16 protein-coding genes are annotated in these 17,568 nt (G+C 64.4%); 9 read left to right on the plus strand and 7 right to left on the minus strand.

The window, feature by feature from the left end:
• Entirely contained in the window at positions 1–999 is a 999-nt protein-coding gene (gene cyoA, locus AC1DE1_RS03040) for a ubiquinol oxidase subunit II (protein WP_477175775.1), read from the minus strand.
• 225 nt (positions 1,000–1,224) lie between these two features.
• Between cyoA and AC1DE1_RS03045 the strand changes: the two genes are divergently transcribed.
• The 3 genes from AC1DE1_RS03045 (at position 1,225) to AC1DE1_RS03055 (ending at position 5,886) form a co-directional block, all read left to right on the plus strand.
• A complete protein-coding gene (locus tag AC1DE1_RS03045; protein WP_477178893.1) occupies positions 1,225–3,093 on the plus strand; it encodes an aminopeptidase P family protein in 1,869 nt (622 codons plus the stop codon).
• On the plus strand, positions 3,090–4,979 hold the full coding sequence (gene parE, locus AC1DE1_RS03050) for a DNA topoisomerase IV subunit B (RefSeq protein ID WP_204635612.1): 1,890 nt from the start codon (positions 3,090–3,092) through the stop codon (positions 4,977–4,979). The genes AC1DE1_RS03045 and parE overlap by 4 nt, the downstream gene beginning before the upstream one ends.
• Before the next feature lie 373 nt (positions 4,980–5,352).
• Positions 5,353–5,886, plus strand: a complete 534-nt coding sequence (locus AC1DE1_RS03055) for a 3-hydroxyanthranilate 3,4-dioxygenase (RefSeq protein WP_477175778.1) — start codon at positions 5,353–5,355, stop codon at positions 5,884–5,886.
• Positions 5,887–5,898: 12 nt separating this feature from the next.
• Here the strand turns inward: AC1DE1_RS03055 and AC1DE1_RS03060 are convergent, their stop codons facing one another.
• The gene (locus AC1DE1_RS03060) at positions 5,899–6,432 is read right to left on the minus strand and encodes an NUDIX hydrolase (RefSeq protein ID WP_477178894.1); all 534 of its coding nucleotides are present in this window, start codon (positions 6,430–6,432) and stop codon (positions 5,899–5,901) included.
• 245 nt (positions 6,433–6,677) lie between these two features.
• Here AC1DE1_RS03060 and AC1DE1_RS03065 point away from each other — a divergent pair, with 245 nt between their 5' ends.
• Together AC1DE1_RS03065 and AC1DE1_RS03070 are read left to right on the plus strand one after the other, a co-directional pair.
• Entirely contained in the window at positions 6,678–8,183 is a 1,506-nt protein-coding gene (locus tag AC1DE1_RS03065; RefSeq protein WP_441603379.1) for an amino acid permease, read from the plus strand.
• Between the two features lie 75 nt (positions 8,184–8,258).
• Positions 8,259–9,701: an amino acid permease gene (locus tag AC1DE1_RS03070; protein WP_121879474.1), complete on the plus strand. Its 1,443-nt coding sequence runs from the start codon at positions 8,259–8,261 to the stop codon at positions 9,699–9,701.
• A gap of 469 nt (positions 9,702–10,170) precedes the next feature.
• On the opposite strand, the gene AC1DE1_RS03075 is transcribed toward AC1DE1_RS03070, so the two are convergent.
• Entirely contained in the window at positions 10,171–10,503 is a 333-nt protein-coding gene (locus AC1DE1_RS03075) for a high-potential iron-sulfur protein (protein WP_441603380.1), read from the minus strand.
• Positions 10,504–10,666: 163 nt separating this feature from the next.
• Here AC1DE1_RS03075 and AC1DE1_RS03080 point away from each other — a divergent pair, with 163 nt between their 5' ends.
• The 4 genes from AC1DE1_RS03080 to AC1DE1_RS03095 all read left to right on the plus strand — a co-directional run bounded on the left by AC1DE1_RS03080 (position 10,667) and on the right by AC1DE1_RS03095 (position 13,732).
• The gene (locus AC1DE1_RS03080) at positions 10,667–11,314 is read left to right on the plus strand and encodes a methylthioribulose 1-phosphate dehydratase (protein WP_441611055.1); all 648 of its coding nucleotides are present in this window, start codon (positions 10,667–10,669) and stop codon (positions 11,312–11,314) included.
• Positions 11,311–11,877 carry a 1,2-dihydroxy-3-keto-5-methylthiopentene dioxygenase gene (locus AC1DE1_RS03085; RefSeq protein ID WP_477175780.1) on the plus strand — a complete coding sequence of 189 codons (567 nt, stop codon included), beginning with the start codon at positions 11,311–11,313 and terminating at the stop codon, positions 11,875–11,877. The genes AC1DE1_RS03080 and AC1DE1_RS03085 overlap by 4 nt, the downstream gene beginning before the upstream one ends.
• Before the next feature lie 119 nt (positions 11,878–11,996).
• Entirely contained in the window at positions 11,997–12,683 is a 687-nt protein-coding gene (gene mtnC, locus AC1DE1_RS03090) for an acireductone synthase (RefSeq protein ID WP_441603383.1), read from the plus strand.
• A gap of 17 nt (positions 12,684–12,700) precedes the next feature.
• Positions 12,701–13,732, plus strand: coding sequence for a C13 family peptidase (locus AC1DE1_RS03095; protein ID WP_477175781.1), 1,032 nt, complete (start codon positions 12,701–12,703; stop codon positions 13,730–13,732).
• A 12-nt stretch (positions 13,733–13,744) separates the two neighbouring features.
• Here the strand turns inward: AC1DE1_RS03095 and AC1DE1_RS03100 are convergent, their stop codons facing one another.
• Genes AC1DE1_RS03100 through AC1DE1_RS03115 form a run of 4 tightly spaced genes read right to left on the minus strand, consistent with a single transcriptional unit; the run spans position 13,745 to position 17,563 of the window.
• Positions 13,745–14,863, minus strand: a complete 1,119-nt coding sequence (locus tag AC1DE1_RS03100; protein WP_477175782.1) for a sulfate/molybdate ABC transporter ATP-binding protein — start codon at positions 14,861–14,863, stop codon at positions 13,745–13,747.
• A 9-nt stretch (positions 14,864–14,872) separates the two neighbouring features.
• Positions 14,873–15,736 carry a sulfate ABC transporter permease subunit CysW gene (cysW, locus tag AC1DE1_RS03105; RefSeq protein ID WP_441603386.1) on the minus strand — a complete coding sequence of 288 codons (864 nt, stop codon included), beginning with the start codon at positions 15,734–15,736 and terminating at the stop codon, positions 14,873–14,875.
• Positions 15,733–16,557 (minus strand): sulfate ABC transporter permease subunit CysT, encoded by an 825-nt coding sequence (gene cysT / locus AC1DE1_RS03110; RefSeq protein WP_441603387.1) that lies wholly within the window; start codon positions 16,555–16,557, stop codon positions 15,733–15,735. Before cysT ends, cysW begins: the two co-directional genes overlap by 4 nt.
• A 4-nt stretch (positions 16,558–16,561) precedes the next feature.
• On the minus strand, positions 16,562–17,563 hold the full coding sequence (locus tag AC1DE1_RS03115; RefSeq protein WP_441603388.1) for a sulfate ABC transporter substrate-binding protein: 1,002 nt from the start codon (positions 17,561–17,563) through the stop codon (positions 16,562–16,564).
• Positions 17,564–17,568 lie beyond the last annotated feature (5 nt).

The following is a 17,568-nucleotide window of genomic DNA, read 5'->3' on the forward strand; positions in this document are numbered from 1 at the left end:
TTACTTCTCTGCCTTGGCCGGGGTGATGTTCGAGGACACGCTGTTCGACAGCGGGGCGCCCCCGTCCTGGTGTTCGTGCATGTCCATCTGCATGCTTTCTTCCGGCGCGTCGTGATGCATGTCCATCGACATCGCTTCGTGCGCGCCGGCGTCATGCGGCATGCCGTCCATGTGTTGGTTGAGCACGCTGGAGAACAAGCCGTTGCTGACGTTGCCGTAGTAGGCAACCGGCGTCTTCTCGCTGGGCTTGGCCAGCGTCTTGTAGCTGTCGGCGTCCAGCGTGGCCTGCGTGGCCTTGGCCTTGGCGATCCAGTCCTTGAAGCCGTCTTCCGAGGTGGCGATGGCCTTGAAGTGCATGTCCGAGAAGCCTTCGCCGCTGAAGTTGGTCGACAGGCCGTCGTACGCACCCGGCTCGCGGGCGATCAGGTGCAGCTTGGTTTCCATGCCCGCCATCGCGTAGACCTGGCTGCCCAGCTGCGGGATGAAGAAGGCATTCATCACCGAATCGGAGGTGATCTGGAAATTGACCGGGCGATCGACCGGGAAGGCCAGCTCGTTGACCGAAGCCACGCCGTATTCCGGATAAACGAACAGCCACTTCCAGTCCATCGACACAACCTGCACCGTCACCGGCTTGGCCTCGGACTCCAGCGGCTTGTACGGATCGAGCGCATGCGAGCTCGTCCAGGTGATCACGGCAAGAATCGCCACGATGATCGCGGGGATGGTCCACACCACCACTTCGATCTTGCTCGAGTGCGACCAGGTCGGCGCGTAGGTGGCCTTCTTGTTCGCCTTGCGGTAACGCCAGGGAAACCACAGCGTCATCGCGATCACCGGAATGGCCACAATGGCCATCAGGCCCAGCGCGATCAGGATGAGGGACTTCTCCTGGGAACCCACGTCGCCCTTGGGCGTGAGGACTTCCAAGTTGCAACCGCTGAGCAACACAGCGGCGCCAACGCCTGCGTAGCGCAAGCGCGAAATAAGGGCATGCATGTTCACTGACTACCTGGGGTACAGCGTGGGGACGGGCGGCATGGTAGCGATTTGTCCGAGCGTTTTCGCCTCCTAGAGACACAATGCCGCACATGCAACATTTTGCGCATGTGGTCGCGACCACTTGACTTGAAAAAGCAAGTGCGCGCACCCGCATTCGATCGTCGACCTTGGTCGAAAAAATCAAGAAAATCGACGACGCCGAGGCCCTGCTAACATGCGCCGATGGACCTCACCACGCCGATGAAACTGTCCGCCCTGCGGCAAGCCATGCAGCAACACGGCATCGCCGCCTGCCTCGTGCCCAGCGCCGACCCTCACCTGTCCGAATATCTGCCCGCGCACTGGCAGGCTCGCCAATGGCTGTCCGGGTTTACGGGCTCGGCCGGCACGCTGGTGGTCACGGCCGATCACGCGGGCTTATGGACCGACAGCCGCTATTTCGCGCAGGCCGCCACGGAATTGGCCGGCAGCGGCATCGAACTGATGAAGCAGCGCGTGGCGCATGCGCCGGAACATATCGAGTGGCTGCTCGAGCGCTTGGGCGAGGATCAGGTACTGGCCGTTGCCGGCGACAGCTTTTCGTTGTCCGCCGCGCGGCAGCTTGAGCGGCGCCTGGAACGCAACGGCGCAAAGTTGCGCACGGATCTGGACCTGCCGGGGCTGATCTGGCCAGACCGTCCCGCTCTGCCCGCTGCGCCGGTGGTGGAACATCCGGCCCGCTACGCCGGCCAGCCACGCAGCGACAAATTCGGCCGTTTGCGCACCGCCATGCGCAAGCTGGGAGCCACTCATCATCTGGTGTCCAGCCTCGACGACATCGCCTGGCTGACCAACCTGCGCGGCAGTGATGTGGAGTGCAACCCGGTGTTCCTCGCGCATCTATTGGTGCAGGCCGAAGGACACGCCACCTTGTTCGTGGATCGGGGCAAGCTCAGCGACGCCCTGGTGCAGGCGCTCCACGCCGACCAGGTGCGCATCGCCGACTACGCCACGGTGACCGACGCGCTGGCCGAGCTGGCTGCGCAAGATCGACTGCTGCTGGACGGCAACCGCGTCGTGGTCGCCGTGGCGTCCGCGATTCCTGCTGCCGCGCCGCTGATCGAGGCGGCCAATCCGTCGACGCTGTTCAAGGCGCGCAAAAGTGAAGGCGAGCTGGAACACGTCCGCGACGCCATGCGCCGTGACGGCGCGGCCCTGGTGCGCGCGTTCCGCCGACTGGAGGAACGCGTCACCGCCGGCATGAAGCAGACCGAGCTCGACGTCGATGCCCTGCTGCGCGAAGAACGTTCCGCACAACCCAATTTCGTCGGCGAGAGTTTCTCCACCATCGCCGGCTATCAGGCTAATGGCGCCCTGCCCCATTACCGCGCCACGCCGGAAGCCCACAGCACGCTGAAGCCGCAGGGCCTGTTGCTGGTCGATTCCGGCGGCCAATACCTGGGCGGCACCACCGACGTCACCCGCGTGCTCGCCCTGGGCGACACCACCGCCGAGCAGCGCCGCGACGCCACTTTGGTCATGAAGGGCCTGATCGCCCTCAGCCGCGCCCGCTTTCCCAAAGGCGCCAGCGGCCCGCAGCTCGATGCACTGGCCCGCGCGCCGCTTTGGGCCAGCGGCATGGACTACGGCCACGGCACCGGCCATGGCGTCGGTTACTTCCTTAATGTGCACGAAGGCCCGCAAGGCATTCGCCCGCCCGCCTCGGGCGCCACCCTGGTGCCGCTGGACCCGGGCATGATCACCTCGATCGAGCCCGGCCTGTACAAGCCGGGCCGCCACGGCATCCGCCACGAGAACCTGGCGGTGGTGATCGAGGCGGACAAGACCGAGTTCGGCGAGTTCTACGCGTTCGAGACGCTCACTTTGTGCCCGTTCGACCGCCGCGCACTGGAGCCAGAGCTGCTCAATCCTGAGGAACGGGCCTGGCTGGACGACTACCACGCCACCGTACGCGCCGCGCTGGCGCCGTTGCTGGAAGATGCGGACCTGGTGTGGCTGGAGCGGCACTGCGCTCCCACAAAGGGACGCTTGACCTTCCCGCCCCCGGCAACCCATTCTCCCCGTCTTAGCCAACCCGATCCTTCCCCATGAGCAGTCGCTACAACGCCGCCGACATTGAAGTCCTCTCTGGCCTTGACCCCGTCAAGCGCCGCCCGGGCATGTATACCGACACCTCGCGCCCGAACCATCTGGCGCAGGAAGTCATCGACAACTCGGTGGACGAGGCCATTTCCGGCCACGCCAAGACGCTGGACGTGATCGTCCATACCGACGGTTCGGTGGAAGTGAGCGACGACGGCCGCGGCATGCCGGTGGATATCCATCCGGAAGAAGGTGTGCCGGGCGTGGAGCTGATCCTCACGCGCCTGCATGCGGGCGGCAAGTTCTCCGGCAAGAACTACAACTTCTCCGGCGGCCTGCACGGCGTGGGCGTATCGGTGGTCAATGCGCTGTCCAACCGCGTGGAAGTCACCATCCGCCGCGACGGCAACGAATACCGCATGGCGTTCGAAAACGGTGACCGCGCCAGCGATCTCGACATCATCGGTTCGGTGCCCAAGAAGAAGACCGGCACCACCGTGCGCTTCTGGGCTGACCCGAAATACTTCGACTCGCCGAAGATCTCGCTGTCGAAGCTGCGCCACCTGCTGCGCGCCAAGGCGGTGCTGTGCGCAGGCCTGAGCGTGAAGCTCACCGACGAGGCGACCGGCGAAGTCAACGAGTGGTACTACGAGGACGGCCTGCGCGATTACCTGCGCGACGAGCTGGACGGCGCGGAAGCGATTCCCGCCGAACTGTTCGTGCACCATATCCAGCGCGAAGCGGACGGCCTCGACGTCGCCCTCGCCTGGCTGCCGGAAGGCGAGCTGGTGCAGGAGAGCTACGTCAACTTGATTCCCACCGCGCAGGGCGGCACGCACGTGAACGGCCTGCGCTCGGGCCTCACCAATGCGATCCGCGAATTCTGCGACATCCGCAACCTGCTGCCGCGCGGCGTGAAACTGGCGCCGGAAGACGTGTGGGAACGCCTCGCCTTTGTGCTGTCGACCAAGCTGCAGGACCCGCAGTTTGCCGGGCAGACCAAGGAGCGCCTGTCTTCGCGCAACGCCGCGGGCATGGTCGAGAACGTCATCCACGATGCTTTCAGCCTGTGGCTCAACCAGCATGTGGATCTGGGCGAACGCATCGCGCAGCTCGCCATCGAGCGCGCCAGCGCCCGCCTGAAAGCCGCCAAGCAGGTGGTGCGCAAGAAGATCACCCAAGGCCCCGCCCTGCCGGGCAAGCTGGCCGACTGCACCGCCACCGACCTCACCCGCACCGAGCTGTTCCTGGTCGAGGGCGATTCGGCCGGCGGCAGCGCCAAGCAGGCGCGCGACAAGGAATTCCAGGCGATCCTGCCGCTGCGCGGCAAGATCCTGAATACCTGGGAAGTGGAATCGGGCTCGGTGTTGGCTTCGGAGGAAGTGCACAACCTCGCCGTGGCGATCGGTTGCGATCCGGGCAAGGACGATCTCTCCGGTCTGCGCTACGGCAAGGTGATCATCCTCGCCGATGCCGACTCCGACGGACTGCATATCGCCACCCTGCTGAGCGCGCTGTTCCTGCGCCATTTCCCGTCGCTGGTGCGCGAGGGCCATGTCTTCGTCGCCATGCCGCCGCTGTTCCGCGTGGACGTGGGCAAGCAGGTGTTCTACTGCCTGGACGAGAACGAGAAGAACGCGATGCTCGAACGCGTTCAGCGCGAGAAGATGAAGGGCCAGGTCAACACCACCCGCTTCAAGGGCCTGGGCGAGATGAATCCGCCGCAGCTGCGCGAGTCCACCATCCATCCCGACACGCGCCGCCTGGTGCAGCTCACCGTGGACGGTGACGACGGCACGACCAAGCTGATGGATATGTTGCTGGCCAAGAAGCGCGCCAGTGATCGCAAGGCGTGGCTTGAGGAAAAGGGCGATCTGGCGACGCTCGAAGTCTGAGTCGACCCAACCGGCTTTAGTCCGCTGCGTGTCTGTGGGAGCGCACCCTGTGCGCGACAGCCACGCCCGGGTGTATCGCTCCGTAGGTTTGTCGCGCACAGGGTGCGCTCCCACAAAGATCCGCATTCCAGGTTCTGCGCACCCCCTGTAGGAGCGCACTTGTGCGCGACCGCAGCGCGGAGATGTACCGCTCCGTAGGCTGGTCGCGCACAAGTGCGCTCCTACAAAGAGCGGGCTGGCTGTGGCCCTGAGGGGTTCCGAGGCGCCACGGCCTCGATCGTTCGCTTGCCCCAGCGCAACTACACCGTGCGACACCCTTTCCCAAAGGATGCCGCCGGCGCTATCTTGATGATCTCCCGCCCCCGGAGCACCCATGGCCCTCACGCCTCCCATCGACCTGCAGCGCTGGATCGACGAGCATCGGCATCTGCTCAAGCCGCCGGTCGGCAACAAGTGCATTGTCGACGGCGACTTCATCGTGATGATCGTGGGCGGGCCGAACTCCCGCACCGATTACCACTACGACGAAGGTCCGGAGTTCTTCTACCAGCTCGAGGGCGAGATGGTGTTGAAGGTGCAGGATGAAGGCATGGCCCGCGACATTCCCATCCGCGCCGGTCAGATGTTTTATCTGCCGCCATGCGTGCCGCATTCGCCGCAACGCCTGCCCGAGTCCATCGGGCTGGTGATCGAACGTCGCCGGCTGGCGGGCGAGAAAGACGGCCTGATGTGGTACTGCGAGCGCTGCAACCACAAGCTGTACGAGGAGTATTTCACCCTCGACAGCATCGAGCGGGATTTTCCGCCGGTATTTGAGCGTTTCTATCGCTCGATCGACGCACGTACCTGCGTCGAATGCGGTCACCTCAATCCGGCGCCGGCGAAATATTCCGGGCAGCCCGCCTGAGGCAAGCGCCGCTCAGGCGCGCAACAACCACTTGCGCGCCATGCGCGCCAACGATGCATCGGCCGAGGGATCTTCCGCGATCTCGCGAATGGACCGCCACGCCAGCGCATTCGATTCCTCGTTGATCACATAGTTCTCGTTGGCGCCCGCACGAACGACGTAACGCACGTCGTAGTGCCAGTGCTCGGGCTCTTCGCCGCGCGCAGGGATGCGGTGACGATCCAGGTCAAACGGCGCCGCCTCGACACTCAGGTCCACCAGACCCGATTCCTCTTCGGCTTCGCGCAACGCGACGCGCGCCAGATTCGTGTCGCCGTCGGCATGACCGCCCAGCTGCAGCCAACGGCCAAGCTTGCGGTGGTGGGTGAGCAGCACACGCTCACCATCGGCGCTCACCAGCCACGCTGAACCGGTGAAATGACCTTCCAGCGCCTCCCGAAAGAACACACGCTGGCCCTCGCCCAGAAATGCCTCGAAATGCCCGGCATCGCTCTCCTGCGGCCATTGCAGGCGATAGTTCTGGAGCTGTGCAAACAACGTGTCCATCGATAATCCGTGTCAGTCAAAACCGGCCGCGCAGCTGCGGCACGGCGGGCCGCATTATTCCAGACGCCGCCGAGACTGGCACGGGCCGGCAGCGCGTTTCCCGCCAGCCGCAATGCAGCTTGTACCCCCAAGGCCCGCTGGGCTATGGTTCCGTGTCGTCGCAGGGGAAGCGACGTTAATGGCCATGGCGAAAGTCACGGTTTCACGCTTTTAAGAAACGAGAATTCCGGCGGTAGGGGAGAAACATGCTTAAAAACCTGTTCGCGACGCACCCGATTGAGGCGTCGCCACACGTCGACGCGGGCGAGCTGCCCCACGACGGCCTGCAAGGCGAAACCAGCCTCAAGCGCGTACTCACCGCGCGTCATCTCGTGACGCTGGGCATCGGCGCAGTGATCGGCGCGGGTATCTTCGTCATCACCGGCCAGGCCGCCGCCGAACACGCGGGCCCTGCCCTGGTCATCAGCTTCATCGTCGCCGGCATCGCCTGCGCATTTGCGGGCCTGTGCTACGCCGAGTTCGCCGCGATGATCCCGGTATCGGGCAGCGCCTACGCCTACTCCTATGCCACGCTCGGCGAGATCGTCGCCTGGTTCATCGGCTGGAATCTCGTCCTCGAATATCTGTTTGCCGTCGCCACGGTGGCGGCAGGCTGGTCGGGATATTTCAACGAGTGCCTCTCCATCCTCGGACACTGGACCGGGATCCCGATGGCGCTGCCTGACTATCTGGCAAGCGCGCCGCTGAAGTTCACCGACACGCACCAGATCGTGACCACCGGTGCGCTGATCAACCTGCCGGCCGTGCTGATCGTGTCCGGACTCACCTGGCTCTGCTACGTGGGTATCACCCAGTCCACCTTCGTCAACTCGCTGATTGTGACGATCAAAGTGCTGGTGATCTCGCTGTTCCTGATCTTCTCGTTCCGCTATATCAATCCGGCCAACTGGCATCCGTTCATTCCGCCGGAAGAAGGCCCGGGCCGCTTCGGTACGAGCGGCATCTTCCGCGCCGCGGTGCTGGTGTTCTTCTCCTACGTCGGCTTCGATGCGGTTTCCACCGCCGCCGGCGAAGCGAAGAACCCGCAGCGCGACATGCCGATCGGCATTCTCGGTTCGCTCGCCATCTGCACCGTGTTGTACATCGCGATGGCGCTCACGCTCACCGGCATTGCCCCTTATCACATGCTGGGCACGCCGGAACCGGTGGCCACGGCGTTGAGCCTCTATCCGCAGCTGACCTGGCTGAAGGCCATCGTCTCGTTCGGTGCGCTGGCGGGCCTGTCCTCGGTGATCCTGGTGATGTTGCTGGGCACCTCGCGCATCTTCTTCAGCATGGCGCGGGATGGCCTGCTGCCCAAGGGCATGTCGCGCGTACACGCCTCGCACCGCACGCCGCACGTCGCCACCATCATCGCCGGCGTCGCTGCGCTGGTGATCGCCGGCCTGTTCCCGGTGAGCATCCTGGGTGAGCTGGTCTCGATGGGCACGCTGCTGGCCTTCACCACCGTGTGCATCGGCGTGCTGATCCTGCGCTATACGCGTCCGGAACTGCCGCGCTCGTTCCGCGTGCCGGGCGGCATGATCGGCGTATGGACGGTGGCGGTGCTCGGTTCGGTGATCTGCCTGTATCTGTTCTGGCAGTCGTTCCGCGCCAATTGGCCGCTGATGCTGGGCTGGACCATCATCGGCATGCTCATCTATTTCCTCTATGGGTATTCCCATAGCAAGCTACGCAAGCAAAACTCCTGATCTGACACGAAGGGCCGGCTTAGCGCCGGCCCTCTCGTTTTGAATCCCGCGCCTCTCGTGGCACCAGGCCGACGCATGCTCAAACAGTTATTCGCTCGCAAAACCGATTTCTCCGACGCCGACGACGCGTCCCACGGCCCCACTCTGCGCCGCACCCTCGGCCCCTGGGGCATCACCGCGCTAGGCATTGGCGCCGTGATCGGCACCGGCATCTTCGTGGTGACCGGACAGGCCGCCGCCGAACACGCCGGCCCTGCCGTGCTGATCTCCTTCATGCTGGCGGCGCTGTGCAGCGGCTTTACGGCGCTGTGCTACGCCGAGTTCGCGACGCTGATTCCGGTCTCGGGCAGCTCCTATTCGTACGCCTATGCCACGCTCGGTGAGCTGCTGGCCTGGTTTATCGGCTGGAACATGGTGCTGGAATACGGCATCTCAGCCTCGGCCGTTGCGGCCAGCTGGACCGGTTACTTCACCAGCATGCTCGATCAGGTGGGCATCCACCTGCCCACCTCGCTGACCGAAGCGCCGCTGGCCTTCACCGACGGACACCTGGTCACCACCGGGCATCTGATGAACCTGCCCGCGGTGGCGATCGTGCTCGCCCTCACCTGGCTGTGCTACGTCGGCATCCGCGAATCGGCGGGCCTCAACGTGTTGATGGTGGCGCTCAAGGTGGGCCTGATCATCGTGGTGGTGGTGGCCGGTTATCGCTACATCGATCCGGCCAACTGGCATCCGTTCATTCCCGCCAACGAAGCACCGGGCAAGTACGGCTGGTCCGGCATCATGCGCGGCGCGGCGATGGTGTTCTTCGCCTATATCGGCTTCGAGGCCACTTCCACGGCCGCGCAGGAATGCAAGAACCCGCAGCGTGATCTGCCCTTCGGCACCCTGGTGTCGCTGGTGATCTGCACCATCCTCTATCTGGCGATGGCGGCGGTGCTGACCGGCCTGATCTCCTACACCGAGCTGGGCACCAGCGAACCGGTGGTGACGGCGATCAAGAACCATCCGGAACTGGGCTGGCTGCGCTGGGTGGTGGAAATCGGCGCGATGATCGGCTTGTCGTCGGTGATCCTGGTGATGATCATCGCGCAGCCGCGCATCTTCATGATCATGTCGCGTGACGGCCTGTTGCCGCCGATCTTCAATCGCATTCATCCCAAGCACCGCACGCCGCACATCAACACGGTGATCACCGGCATTGGCATCGCGGTGCTCGCTGCCGTGTTTCCGCTCGACCTGCTGGCCGACCTTACCTCGATGGGCACCTTGATCGCCTTCGTGGCGGTGTGCGCGGGCGTGTTGATTCTTCGCTACACGGCACCCCAGCTGCATCGCGGCTTCCGCGTGCCGTGGGTGTGGTTTATCTGCCCCGCTGGCGTGATCAGCTGCCTGGCCCTGCTGGGCGCCATGGCCTGGTTCAATTGGCTGTTGATGATCATATGGACGGTCATTGGCCTGGCCATCTACTTCGGCTACGGCATCCGCCACAGCCGCCTCCACCGCCCTTCCTGAAGGGCCTGGCGATATTGGCGGCGATCTGCCGCCAACGTCGCCGAAAATCCAAAAAGCCACACCCTGCTCCCCAGGAAGGAATGATCGACCCTGGAAGGCTATTCGTGATCGCCAATCTCTAATAGTCTAGCAAGTTATTGTTTTTATTGGATTTAACGAGACTTTTTCGAGAAAATTTTGGCCTCCACGGGCCCAAAAATGCCTGGCCGGGAGTATCATCTGTGCTCCGTGGGTTGATCACTTGGCAGTGGGCCCCGGATTGCCGCCCGGCGCGTCAGGCGGGTCAGCTCCTCGGCCTGACGCGTCTGGGCAGCATCTTCTCTCTCACCGAGTTCTTCGGTTCGAGTTGTTACCCATGAGTAGTAAAACCGTCGATGCCATGTGCGTCGCCGCGTGCGTGACGCTGATGTCACGCGCAAAGAAAAGCCGGCACGCATGCCGGCCTTCGATTGCGTGATGTGTGCTGCGATCAGGCTTTCTTGGGTGCGTGCGATACGCACCAGCCCTTCGCATTCACCGCCTTGCCCGGGAACAGCTGACACGGACCGTAGCCGGTTGCCGCGCCGGTATAGAACTGGCAGTTGGAGCAGACATCGCCCGCCTTGCGCTTGGCATCGGTCGATTTGCTGGCATCTTCGACGTAACCGAGCGCCTTGGCCGTCGGATCGGAGTCAGCCAGGTGCGGCAGATCGGCAGCGCGCGATACGCGCGGCAGCGAGCCGATCATGGCCGCGGCGACAGCCGTCCCGGCTGCGGCCTTGAGAAAACGGCGACGCGATTCGATATCTTTCTCATGCGACATAGGTCCAACCTCCGTCTTGAAACATTCATGTTCGCCACGCCCGTGGCCAACCTTCTGCCGATGCTACTCGCGCCAGCGATAAGTCGTGAGAATGGATCGCATTTTCGGCATATGCCGGAAACCGGCGTGGTATAGTGCCAACTCATTTGGACGTCCATACATCATGAGCCAGGTTCTCCCCGACACGATCTCCACCGCGCTGTTCGCCGAGCGTTCCGACGCCATTGCCGATGCGGCGCGCGAGCTTGCCGCTGCCGGCTGGACGCCTGCCACCAGCAGCAATTTCTCGATGCGCATCGACGGCGATCACGCCGCGATCACCATCTCCGGTCGCGACAAGGGCAAGCTCGGCCGCGACGACATCATGCTGATCGACATGAACGGCCAGGCCGTGGGCACCAGCGCCCGCCCCAGCGCCGAAACCGACCTGCACACGCAGATCTACCGCCGCTTTCCCGAGATCAACGTGGTCCTGCATACGCATTCGCGCACGCAGAGCGTGGCCTCGCGCCTGTTCGCCCGCGACGGCGTGGTGAAGCTGGAAGGCTGGGAGCTGCAGAAGGCCATTGCCGGACAGACCACCCACGATGCCGAGCTGGCTATCCCGGTGTTTCCGAACACGCAGCACATGCCGGAGCTCGTCGCGCAGGTGGAAGCCTGGCTCGACAGCGGCCGCTCGCTGCACGCCTATCTCATCAACGGTCACGGCATCTACACCTGGGGCCGCGACATGGCCGAGACGCGCCGCCATCTGGAGGCGCTGGAGTTCCTGCTCGGCTGCGAACTCGACTTGAGGAGCCTCTCCGCATGAGCCGCCTGCGCATTTTCAACGACACCCAACCGCAAGCCCCGCTGTCGGTGCATACCGAGCACGCGGACATCTCGCGCGAACTGGCGAAGATCGGCGTGCGTTTCGAACAATGGGAAGCGAACCAGCCGATCGCTCCCGGCGCCAGCCAGGATGAGGTGATCGCCGCCTACCGCAGCGACATCGACCGGCTGATGGCCGAGGCGGGTTATCAGGCGGTCGACGTGATCAGCCTCAAGCCCGACCACCCGGACCGCGCGACGCTGCGCCAGAAATTCCTCAGCGAGCACACCCACAGCGAGGACGAGGTGCGCTTCTTCGTCGCCGGCGCCGGCCAGTTCACCCTGCATGTGAATGGCAAGGTGTACGACGTGCTGTGCGAACAGGGCGACCTGATCGGCGTGCCGGACGGCACCCGCCACTGGTTCGACATGAGCGAATCGCCCTATTTCGTGGCCATCCGCCTGTTCACCAACAAGGAAGGCTGGGTGGCGCAGTTCACCGGCGAAGACATCGCCCTGCAGTTTCCCCGCATGACGCCGCACGCCTCGACGGCGGCTGCCTGAGACGATTCCCGGCCGCCGTCGCGGCCGCCGGGTGAACGGGATCATGAACCGGCGTACCGGCGCTCGCCCGGGGACCCGGCGCCGGGTAAGCTTGTCGCTCCTGTTTCCCGGCTTTGTGTATGACCGTCATCCGCGCCATCGTCACCGATATCGAGGGCACCACCAGCTCGATCAGCTTCGTCAAGGACGTACTTTTTCCGTACGCCTATAAGCGGCTGCCTGCCTTCATCGAGACGCACGGCGACAAGCCCGAGGTGCAGCACTGGCTGCACGAGGCGGCCAAGGAAGAAGGCATTGTCGAAGCGCCGCGCCAGGAGGTGATCGAGCTGCTGCTGCGCTGGATCAAGCAGGACCGCAAGTCCACCGCGCTCAAGGCGCTGCAGGGCATGATCTGGCAGGAAGGCTATGAGGCCGGCGACTACCAGGCCCACGTCTATCCGGAAGTGTCGGCCAAGCTGCATGCCTGGCGCGCGGACGGTCTGCACCTGTATGTCTATTCGTCAGGCTCGGTGCCGGCGCAGAAGCTGTTCTTCCGCTATAGCGACGCGGGCGACCTCTCGCCGATGTTCTCCGGTTACTTTGATACCGAGACCGGTCCCAAGCGCGAGCGCCGCTCCTACGAGCTGATTGCCGAAGCGCTCGGCGAGCAACCCGCGCATATCCTGTTCCTTTCGGACATCGTGGAAGAACTCGACGCCGCCCGCGACGCAGGAATGCGCACCGGCTGGCTGTTGCGCGAGCCGCTGGAGATTCCCGATGCGCCGCGCCATCCGGCCTATCGCACGTTCGACGACATCGTTCTCTGACCTCACGGGCTCCCGCCATGCGTACCGCTCTGATCGCCCTGCTCGCATTTGCAGCCGGCGTTTTGCTCATGGTTGGCCTGTCCCATCACCTGCCCCTGGCGCCCGTCGCCGAGCAAGGGCAGCTGCCTGCGGCTGGCGCGAGCGCGCCGACACCGGCGACCACCAGCGCGACCACCGACGACGACAGTTCCGCCGGCGACAATTGGCCGGCGCAGGCGCCATCGCCCGAGCAGGTGATGTACGGCCAGCGGACGATGGTGCAGAAGGCGCTGGCTGAACTTGGCCCGCGCACCGCCGGTCGCCCCAACCTCTACGTCGTCGCGTTCGGCGCCGATGGTGGCGAGGATGTGTTCCGCAACGAAGCGGAATATGCCGCCAAGATGTTCCCCCAGCGCTTCGGCGCGGACACCCACGTGATGGTGCTGGAGAACAATCCCGGTTCGCTGGAAAAACACCCGCTGGCCAGCTGGAGCAATCTGGAAGCCACGCTCGACGGCCTCGCCACGCTGATGAAGCCGGATGAAGACATCCTGCTGCTCTACCTCACCACCCACGGCGATGAAGACCACAACCTGCTGGTGGACATGGATCCGCTGCCGCTGGACCAGATCGGCGCGAGCGATCTGTCGGACATCCTCAGCAAGCGTCCCTTCAAGTGGAAGGTCGTGGTGGTCAATGCCTGCTACTCGGGCGGCTTTGTGCCACCACTGCAGGGAGCCGGCACGCTGGTGATCACGGCGGCACGCTCCGATCGCAGCTCGTTCGGTTGCGGCACGGATTCGGACATCACCTATTTTGGCCGCGCCTGGCTGGTCGATGGACTCAATCGCACGCCGGACTTCATGGAAGCATTCCGCCAGGCATCCGCTGAAATCGCGCAGTGGGAAGCGAAGGACAAGCTGACACCGTCCGAGCCGCAGATGAACGCGGGCGACGGCATTGCCGCGCAGCTCGCCCTGTGGCGCAAGCACGTGACGCCCGGACCGGCGGTGGCATTCAAGCCGGCCGCCCCGGCAGCCGTGTTGGACCGCCCCACCGGTTCGCGCTGAGTCCGCAGTTCTTTAAGCAGGCACGGGACTGCGCGCCTGCCAGATCCAGCGTTCCGCGCTCAGCGGCCGTCCATCGCGATCGAGCGGAAACAACACCGCACCGCGCGGCGCGACATTCAGCTCCATGCCGGCCTGCAGGCCCAGTCGCGACAGATCTTCACTGGCCACGTCCGCTTCCAGCGAGAGGTCGAGTGAGGCCACATAAAGATCCAGGTGCGCCACGCTGCCAGCGAGATAGATATGGCGCAGGCGCGCCTCCCAGGCCGGTTGCGAGGCCGGCGCCGCCAGCCGTAGTTGTTCGGGCCGCACATAGGCCACGGCCTCGGTGAAGCGCCCTTGCCACGGGTCGTCCTGCAGCGACCAGCTGCCGGCCGCGAAGCCCTGGCTACCGCTCCACACGTTGAAGCGGTTCACCTTGCCGATGAACTCGCACACGAACGGCGTGGCCGGCTGCTGATAGATGATTTCGGGCGTGCCGACCTGCTCGATGCGCCCGTTGTTCATCACGGCCACGCGGTCTGCCAGTTCGAGCGCTTCTTCCTGGTCGTGCGTGACGAATACGGTGGTGAGCTCCAGTTCCTCGTGCAGCTCGCGCAGCCAGCGCCGCAGCGTCACGCGCACCTGCGCGTCGAGCGCGCCAAAGGGCTCATCCAGCAGCAGCATGTCGGGCTCGACGGCGAGAGCGCGCGCCAGCGCCACGCGTTGGCGCTGGCCACCGGAAAGCTGCGCCGGATAACGCGTACCCAATCCTTCCAGTTGCACGCGGCGCAACAGACGGTCGACGCGTGCGCGAATCTCGCTGCGTGACGGGCGCAACCGCCATGGCCGCACGCGCAAGCCGAAGGCGATGTTCTCGATCACCGTCAGATGCCGGAACAAGGCGTAGTGCTGGAACACCATGCCGATGCGACGCTCGCGTGCCGGCTGGGCAAGGAAGTTCTCGCCATCGTTGTGCACGCTGCCGCTATCGGGATAGTCCAGGCCGGCAAGAATGCGCAGCAGCGTGGTCTTGCCCGAACCCGACGGCCCCAGCAACGCAAGGAACTCGCCCGGGGCGATGCTCAGGCTTACGTCGTCCAGCGCCTGGAAGCCGGCGAAACGACGATGGAGTCGGGACAATTCAAGCGTCATGCCGCACTCTCAATGGCCACCGGGTGCGTGCGCGGCGATCTCGTCGCCGTAACGCCATTCCAGCAGGGATTTCAGCGCCAGCGTCAGCAGCGCGAGCATCGCCAGCAGCGAGGCGATGGCGAAGGCGCCGACGTATTCGTATTCGTTGTAACGCATTTCCACTTCCAGCGGCATGGTCGTGGTCAGCCCGCGGATATGACCGGAAACCACCGAGACGGCACCGAACTCGCCCATGGCGCGCGCATTGCAGAGCAGCACGCCATACAGYAGCGCCCAGCGGATATTGGGCAAGGTGACGCGAAAGAACATCTGCCAGCTGCTGGCGCCCAGCACGCGCGCGGCTTCTTCTTCCTCGCTACCCTGGGCCTGCATCAAGGGAATCAGTTCGCGGGCGACAAACGGCAGCGTCACAAAAATCGTGGCCAGTACCAACCCGGGCACGGCGAAGATGATCTTGATGCCATGACTGTCCAGCCACGGCCCGAACCAGCCTTGCGCACCGAACAGCAGCACATAGACCAGGCCCGACACCACCGGCGACACCGAAAACGGCAGGTCGATAAAGGCGCCAAGCAAGGCCTTGCCGGGAAACTCGAAGCGCGTCATGGCCCAGGCAGCTGCCACGCCAAACACCAGGTTCAACGGCACGGCGATCACCGCCACCAGCAGCGTGAGCTTGATGGCAGACAGCGCCTCGGGCTGCTTGATCGCCTCCAGATACGGCGCCACGCCCTGCCGAAAGGCCTCCACGAATACCGTTGCCAGCGGCAGCAGCAGGAACAGCACGAGAAAGACCAGCGCCAGGGCAATCAGCACCACGTGCACCACGCGGCGCGGCCACCCTACCGGGCGGGAACGCATCACGGCGCTCATAGCGATCGCTCCTGCCAGCGATGACTCCAGCGCTGCAGCAGAGACACCAGCACCAGCAAGACAAACGATATCGTCAGCATGGCTACGCCCAACGCCGCAGCGCCCGCGTAGTCGAACTGTTCGAGCTTCTGCACAATCAGCAAGGGCGCGATTTCCGAGCGCATCGGGATATTGCCGGCGATGAAGATCACCGACCCGTATTCGCCGACGGCACGCGCAAGCGCCAACGCAAAGCCGGTCAGCAACGCCGGCGCAAGCATCGGCAGGATCACACGGAAGAAGGTTTGCCAGCGTTGTGCGCCGAGACTTTCGGCAGCTTCTTCAACATCGCTCTCCAGCGATGCCAGTACCGGTTGCAAGGTACGCACGACAAATGGAAAGCCCACGAACACCATCGCCACGAACACGCCCAGCGGCGTATAGGCCACCTTGATGCCCAAGGGTTCGAGCCACTGTCCCAGCCAGCCATTGGGCGCGTACAGCGTAGTGAGCGCGATGCCAGCTACGGCAGTCGGCAAGGCGAATGGAAGGTCTACCAGGGCGTCAAACAGGCGGCGTCCCGGAAAGCGATAACGCACCAGCACCCAGCCCACGAGAAGACCGACGACGGCGTTGACAAGGGCTGCGACCACCGCACCGACCACGCTCAGGCGCAGCGCGGCGAGCGTGCGGGGCGAAGACAGCAGGCGCAGCAAACCTTCGACACCAATCCCCGACGCTTTCCACGCCAGGGCCGCCAACGGCAGCAGGACGATCAGCCCGAGATAGGCCAGCGCGTAGCCCAGGCTGATGCCGAACCCCGGTAGCACGCGTCGACGCATGAACTCAGCTACCCACGCCCAGCTGGTCGAAGACGCCGCCATCGTTGAAGAACTTCGCCTGCGCCTGGCGCCAGTCGCCGAACAGATCGCTCAACGTGAAGGTATGCGTGACCGGGAACTGGCTGGCGTAGCGCGCAGACAGCTCGGGCGAACGCGGGCGATAGAAGTTCTTCGCGGCGATCTCCTGGCCCTGCGGCGAATACAGGAACTCCACATAAGCCTGCGCCACCGCACGCGTACCGTGCTTGTCGACATTGCTGTCGACCACCGCCACGGGCGGTTCCGCCACGATGGTGATCGACGGCACCACGATCTCGAACGCGTTGTTGCCCAACTGCCGCTGGGCCAGCAGGGCCTCGTTCTCCCATGCGATCAGCACGTCGCCGATGCCACGCTGCACAAAGGTATTGGTGGCGCCGCGCGCACCGGTATCGAGCACGGGGACGTGCTTGAAGAGCTCTTTCACATAGGCCTTGGCGGTGGCATCGCTGCCGCCGGGCTGCTTGAGCGCATAGCCCCAGGCCGCCAGGAAATTCCAGCGCGCGCCGCCGGAGGATTTCGGATTGGGCGTCACCACCTGCACACCCGGGCGCACCAGATCGGCCCAGTCCTTGATGCCCTTGGGATTGCCCTTGCGCACCAGGAACACGATGGTCGAGGTATACGGCGTGGCGTTGTTAGGCAGCTTCTTCTGCCAGTCCTTGGCCAGCAGGCCGCGATCGGCGATGGCGTCGATATCGTAGGCCAGCGCCAGGGTCACCACGTCGGCGGGCAGCCCATCGACCACCGAACGCGCCTGCTTGCCCGAACCGCCATGCGACATCTGGATGGCGACGCTGTCGCCGTGCTGCGCCTTCCATTGCGCGGCAAACGCCGTATTGATCTGGCGGTACAGCTCGCGCGTGGGGTCGTAGGAAACGTTGAGCAGCGAGACATCCTTGGCGGCAGCGGCGGCCGTGAGCAGCACGCCGATGGCGACCAGCAGTACGAGGATGGACTTCTTCATGGCGC

This window comes from Dyella sp. 05T440 (assembly GCF_056395965.1).